Origin of the sequence: Flavobacterium sp., assembly GCF_049240005.1 — a bacterium.
Lineage (GTDB): Bacteria > Bacteroidota > Bacteroidia > Flavobacteriales > Flavobacteriaceae > Flavobacterium.
Genome location: NZ_JBMLTK010000081.1, coordinates 1 through 6174, shown reverse-complemented (window position 1 = coordinate 6174; position 6174 = coordinate 1). Strand labels below are relative to the sequence as shown.

General features: G+C 44.0%; 4 protein-coding genes. 1 reads left to right on the top strand and 3 read right to left on the bottom strand.

The features are described 5' to 3' along the window. Positions 1–272 precede the first annotated feature (272 nt). The gene (odhB, locus tag ACOVQQ_RS08795; RefSeq protein WP_421817871.1) at positions 273–1520 is read right to left on the bottom strand and encodes a 2-oxoglutarate dehydrogenase complex dihydrolipoyllysine-residue succinyltransferase; all 1248 of its coding nucleotides are present in this window, start codon (positions 1518–1520) and stop codon (positions 273–275) included. Between the two features lie 42 nt (positions 1521–1562). Then, positions 1563–4337: a 2-oxoglutarate dehydrogenase E1 component gene (locus ACOVQQ_RS08790; RefSeq protein ID WP_421817870.1), complete on the bottom strand. Its 2775-nt coding sequence runs from the start codon at positions 4335–4337 to the stop codon at positions 1563–1565. Between the two features lie 105 nt (positions 4338–4442). On the opposite strand from ACOVQQ_RS08790, the gene ACOVQQ_RS08785 reads away from it, so the two are divergent. Then, positions 4443–4976, top strand: a complete 534-nt coding sequence (locus ACOVQQ_RS08785) for a hypothetical protein (RefSeq protein ID WP_421817869.1) — start codon at positions 4443–4445, stop codon at positions 4974–4976. Between the two features lie 106 nt (positions 4977–5082). On the opposite strand, the gene ACOVQQ_RS08780 is transcribed toward ACOVQQ_RS08785, so the two are convergent. Then, complete coding sequence (locus ACOVQQ_RS08780; protein ID WP_421817868.1) at positions 5083–5673, bottom strand: Uma2 family endonuclease; 591 nt, start codon at positions 5671–5673, stop codon at positions 5083–5085. Between the last annotated feature and the right edge of the window lie 501 nt (positions 5674–6174).

Below are 6174 nucleotides of genomic sequence, written 5' to 3'. Positions count from 1 at the left end.
ATAACCTGAGTTCGATTAAAAATCTTTGTCAGAACGCTTGAAATGAACAAATGTTGAAATCAAATAGCCATTGAAATGAACAACTGCCAAGCTAAACAGCTAAACGGCTGCCTACTTCGTTAGATTTTGTTGCGATACTCCTGTATCTCAAAAAAATCTGCCTTGTATTCAACCATTTAGCTGTTTTCTGACCGCAATTTTAAATCGAACTCAGTTTAATAAAAAAACCGACACTTTTCAGTATCGGTTTCTGTATAAAAACTAACTTCTTTTTATAATTCGAGGGCTTTCTGTGCGTCGCCGTTCATTAATAATTCGAGCGGATTTTCGAGCGCTTCTTTAACAGCTACCAAGAAACCAACCGACTCGCGGCCGTCGATAATGCGGTGATCGTACGACAGCGCCACGTACATCATCGGGTGAATTTCGACTTTTCCGTTTACGGCAATCGGGCGCTCGATGATGTTGTGCATACCTAAAATACCCGATTGCGGTGGGTTGATGATGGGCGTGCTAAGCATACTTCCGAAAACGCCGCCGTTTGAAATGGTAAACGTTCCTCCTGTCATGTCGTCAACGGTAATTTGTCCGTCGCGAGCGCGTAAAGCCAAGCGCTTAATTTCGGCTTCTACACCTCTAAACGTTAGGTTTTCGGCGTTGCGAACCACGGGAACCATCAAACCTTTTGGTCCGCTAACGGCAACTGAAATATCGCAGAAATCGTATGAAATTTTATCGTTTCCGTCGATCATCGAATTTACATCCGGATAGAGTTGTAAGGCGCGCACAACCGCTTTTGTAAAAAACGACATGTAGCCGAGGCTTAATCCGCCGTGTTTAGCCTTAAATACGTCTTTGTATTGGTTGCGAATGATGTTTATTGGCGTCATGTTTACCTCGTTAAAAGTGGTAAGCATGGCGGTTTCGTTTTTAGCGGCCACCAAACGCTCGGCCACCTTGCGGCGCAACATAGATAATTTGGTTCGCGATGAGCTGCGGTTTCCACCGGTTGGAGTTCCCATGCTAGCCGGCGCGTTTACAGCGTCGTCTTTGGTTATACGGCCGTCTTTTCCGGTGCCTTTGATGGCAGTTGGGTCGAGCTGACGCTCTTCGATAATTTTACGAGCTGCTGGCGATGGCGTTCCTGAGGCGTAAGTTGGTGCAGCTGCGGCTGGTGCGGCGGGCGTTTCTACTTTAGGGGCCTCTGCCTTTGGAGCTTCGGCTTTCGGAGCCTCTGCTTTTGGAGCTTCAGCTGCTGCTCCGGCTTCTGGTTTTGCTGCTGAGGTGTCGATCAAACAAACTACGGCACCCACAGCTACAGCGTCGCCTTCGGCTGCTTTTAGGGTAATGATACCGCTGGCTTCTGCCGGAAGTTCGAGTGTTGCCTTATCGGAATCCACTTCGGCAATTGCTTGATCTTTCTCGACGTAGTCGCCGTCTTTCACCAACCAAGTTGCAATTTCAACTTCGGTGATTGATTCGCCCGGAGAGGGCACTTTCATTTCTAGGATATTGCTCATTGCGTTACTCTTCAAATTTTAATATTGATATCTGGGATAAATTTAGCTAAATAAATTCTTGTCGAAAACCATAGCAATAGCCGCAGCATGACGTTTTTTAGAACGCGCGTAGCTTCCTGCCGCTGGTGCGCTGTATGCTTTTAGCGAAGCCAATCGGAGTTTAATCCAATTGAAATGCATGAGCATAAAGCTGTAAGCACCCATGTTTTTCGGTTCTTCTTGTGCCCAAACGTAATCGTCGGCATTCGGATACGAAGCAATAATTTCCTTTAATTGCTCGGTGGCAAGCGGGAATAATTGTTCGATACGTACTAGCGCTACATCGTCTCTGCCTAAAGCTTCACGCTCGGCAACTAAATCGTAGTAGAATTTTCCGGTACAGAAAACCAAGGATTTTATCTTTGATTTATCTGCATTTGGATCGTCGATTACTTCTTGAAAACGACCGTTTGCCAATTCGTCTAAGGAAGAAACTACTGAAGGATGTCTGAGTAAACTCTTAGGTGTAAACACGATTAATGGCTTGCGGAACGACGTTTTCATTTGTCGGCGTAACAAGTGATAAAAGTTTGCCGGTGTGGTACAATCGGCTACATACATGTTTTCGTTGGCGCACATTTGTAGGTAGCGCTCCATACGTGCCGAAGAGTGTTCGGCGCCTTGTCCTTCGTAGCCGTGAGGCAAGAGCATGACCAAACCGTTTTGGTTGTTCCACTTATCTTCGGCTGCCGAAATGTATTGGTCGATCATAATTTGCGCACCGTTGCTGAAATCGCCGAATTGTGCTTCCCAAATGGTCAGTGTTTTCGGACTTGCAAGTGCGTAACCGTAATCGAAACCAACAACGCCGTATTCAGACAAAAGTGAGTTGTAAATTCTGAATTTGCCTTTTGCCGCATCGCCTAATTGGTGTAACGGCATTACTTCTTCTTCGGAGTCTTCTACTTTTACCACGGCGTGGCGGTGCGAAAATGTTCCGCGTTCAACGTCTTGTCCGGAGATGCGTACGTCGAAACCTTCGGTATTTAAGGTAGCGTAAGCAAGTAGTTCGCCCATAGCCCAATCGAGCTTGTCGTTGGCAATCATGTTTTTTCGATCGCTGAACAGTTTTGAAATCTTGCTAATGAATTTTTTATCTGCAGGAAGGTCTGTAATTACTTCAGCAACTTGTCGGAGCGATTCTCGGTTGTACGTGGTATCTACAACTTCGAGCATTTCCGCCTGATTCGCTTGCTTAAATCCTTCCCATTCGTTTTGCATGAAAGGCGTAATGATGGTCAGATCTTTCTTGCGTGAAGCTTCCAGATTTTCTTCTAAAACGGCCTTATATTGCTCTTCTAAGCCTTTTACAAAACTGCTGTCGATAAGTCCGGCGGCAATTAGCTGTTCGGCGTAGATGTCGCGCGGATTTTTATGTTTTGCAATAATTTTATACAACTTTGGTTGTGTGAATCGCGGTTCATCGCCTTCATTGTGTCCGTATTTACGGTATCCAAGAACGTCGATAAAAACGTCGCTTCCAAAGGTCATTCGATAATCAAGCGCAAATAACATGGCGTGAACTACGGCTTCGGTATCGTCGGCATTCACGTGAAGTACGGGCGAGAGTGTTACTTTAGCCACATCGGTACAGTAGGTCGAGCTTCGCGCATCCAAATAATTGGTGGTAAAACCAACTTGGTTGTTGATTACTACGTGTATGGTTCCGCCGGTTTTATAGCCGTCGAGTTGTGCCATTTGTACGATTTCGTAAACAATACCTTGTCCGGCAACGGCCGCATCTCCGTGAAGGGCAATTGGCAATACTTTTTTGTTGTCGTTTGGATAGTAACGATCTTGTTTTGCACGTGCAATACCCTCAATTACGGCACCCACAGTTTCGAGGTGTGAAGGGTTTGGTGCTAGGTTGATGTTAATGCTTTTTCCGGACTTGGTTTGGCGGTCGGAGGTAAGGCCGAGGTGGTATTTCACATCGCCGTCGAAAAGCGCATCGTCGTCGTAGTCTTTTCCGTCAAATTCCGAGAAAATATCCTGGGTTGGTTTTCCAAAGATGTTCGCCAGTACGTTTAGTCGGCCGCGGTGTGCCATTCCCATAACGAATTGTTCCACACCTTTTTCTGCGGCAGCTTCGATAAGTGCGTCTAAACCAGGAATTACCGATTCACAGCCTTCGAGTGAGAATCGTTTCTGACCCACATATTTGGTATGCAAAAAGTTCTCAAAAGAAACGGCTTCGTTTAGTTTGGTAAGTATGTGTTTTTTCTGTTCGGTATCGAATTTAGGTTGGTTGTCGTTGTAACCAATTTTATCTTGAATCCACTGAATTACTTCGGGATTTCGAATATACATGTATTCCACACCGATCGATTTACAGTAAATGTTGTCGAGGTGTCCGATGATTTCGCGCAAGGGGCAAGGCGCAATTTTTATGGCTTTTGCCGCATCGAAAACAGTGTCTAAGTCGGCGTTTGAAAGGCCGTAGTTTTCAAGTGCGAGTGTTGGCGAATAGGTTCTGCGTTCGCGAACGGGATTGGTTCGAGTGAACAAGTGTCCGCGTGTGCGATACGCATCGATGAGTTTCAGAACGTTGAATTCTTTTTGAAGCTTATCTGAAATGGCCGAAACATCTTCGTTTGCCGCGGCGTAAACTATTTTTTCAACAGTTTGCTCGTTGCCGGCGGAGCTTAATCCGAAGTCGAAACCTTGAAGGAAACTTCTCCAACTAGGCTCAACGCTATCGGGGTTTTGTAGATATTGTTCGTATAAATCGCCAAAGAAAGCGGTGTGTGCAGCATTTAAGAATGAAAACCTATCCATAATTTGGGAACAATCACTATTGTTAAAAAATGTTGTGCAAAAGTACGTCTTTATGCGGTAATTGACTGCTTTAGTTTATTTTTATGGCATAAAATTATCTTAAATATGATGAATTCGAAATGGTGTCTTTATTATACAGTGTTGTTAATTGCTTTAGTGGGCGGGAAAGCGTTTTCTCAAAGTGAAAATTCAGGAAAAAGTGAAGGCAGTTTTATGGATCAATTGAAATTTGGTGGTAGAGTTGGATTGTCTGTCAGCTCGGAATACAAAGAGTTAGCACTAGCTCCTCAAGCGGTGTACAAAATTGATGATAGTTTTAGTGCGGGTCTTGGGTTTAATTACACCTATATAAAGGAACGGAATTTGTTTCGTGCAAACAGTTATGGTATTTCTTTGCTTGGTTTTTACAACCCAGTAAATGAGCTGCAGTTGTCTGCTGAGTTAAATCAAAGCAAGTATAATTTCAAGTTTGAGGACAATACATTTCCGGAACAAGAGTTCTGGGATACGGCGCTGTTTCTTGGAGTAGGTTACAATGGTGGTGATGTTGTTTTCGGATTGCAATACGACGTATTATTTGATCGCGACCGTTCACCAAACGGAAGTCCGCTTATGCCATTTATTCGCGTATTTTTTTAAAGCACGTTTTAAATTTAGTTTTGGCTGCACGATTGGTAACCAAATTAGTTAGCAGGAAGCAATTCTCTTGGTTAAGGTTCGATGTAAAATTTTCGTTTAGAACGGTTTACACATTTTCAAACACATCAATCACGCTCATTTGCAAGTCGGGAAATAAGCGGCTTTCAATTTGTTGATTCATACCAAAAGGTTGTAAACCAATGTAAGTTCCGTTAACCAAGCTATACACCAGAACTATTTTTTCGGTTGGTTCAACAATCCAATATTCTAAGACTTCGGCCTCTTGATAGAGCTTAAATTTGGTATCAATATCGTGCTTGCTGTTGTTTGGTGAAATAATCTCAATAATCAGGTCTGGCGCACCTTTACAACCTCTGGCATCTAGTTTCGATGCATCGCAAACCACACACAAATCGGGTTGCACTACCGTGGTTTCCTTGCTTTCTGTTTTTAAAGGCAACCGCACATCGAACGGAGCTGCAAAGAATCGGCACGGTTTTTTTTTGAAGTTTCGAGCCAAGGCCACCGACAAGTTCATCGAAATAGTTTGATGCACCATGCTAGGCGCTGGACTCATTTGGCGGATGTATCCTTTTATTAACTCGACGCGTTCAGAGAATTGCCAAAGCAAATAGTCGGAATAGGTATATTTTTTCGTTAAGTCAAGCTCGTTAAAATGGTTTACAACACTTGGCATACCAATAACAATTTAGTGTGCTAAAGTTAAGAATAAACAAGAAAAAATCTCGAGAGCGATGAAAAATTATCATCAAATCACTGTTCTAAGAAAGTTAAAAATCGGCGTAATTTTAAAGATTCCAACACCCAATTAATGGTTGTTTTTTTGCTATCTAGTTAAATCAAAAATTAAACGCCAGCTCGATAATTTTGATTTGGGCAGCACCCGCCGCGCATTTAGTGGAATTGGGTTGCGGCGGGTCGGGCATTATGCTGCAATGGCGCTTGCTTCCGCTGTTTTTGGTAGCGGCTTGTCGGCGCTTCTGTTAGTCGCACGCCAAACCACACCAAAAATGGGCGGCAGCGGCACGGCATTTCCGCGTCATTCCCTGCTGCGGGGGTATCGTTGGTGCTTGAGCTTGTCGAAAGCTGGTTTTAGAAGCTAGAAGCTAGATATGAGAAGCTAGACTTCGATGAATTCGCCGCCATACGTTTCATGTTCCCACCCGAACCCACGTAT

Coding starts and splice junctions, on each gene's coding strand:
- odhB (WP_421817871.1), bottom strand. CDS start 1,520: ATGAGCAATATCCTAGAAATGAAAGTGCCCTCTCCGGGCGAATCAATC.
- ACOVQQ_RS08790 (WP_421817870.1), bottom strand. CDS start 4,337: ATGGATAGGTTTTCATTCTTAAATGCTGCACACACCGCTTTCTTTGGC.
- ACOVQQ_RS08785 (WP_421817869.1), top strand. CDS start 4,443: ATGATGAATTCGAAATGGTGTCTTTATTATACAGTGTTGTTAATTGCT.
- ACOVQQ_RS08780 (WP_421817868.1), bottom strand. CDS start 5,673: ATGCCAAGTGTTGTAAACCATTTTAACGAGCTTGACTTAACGAAAAAA.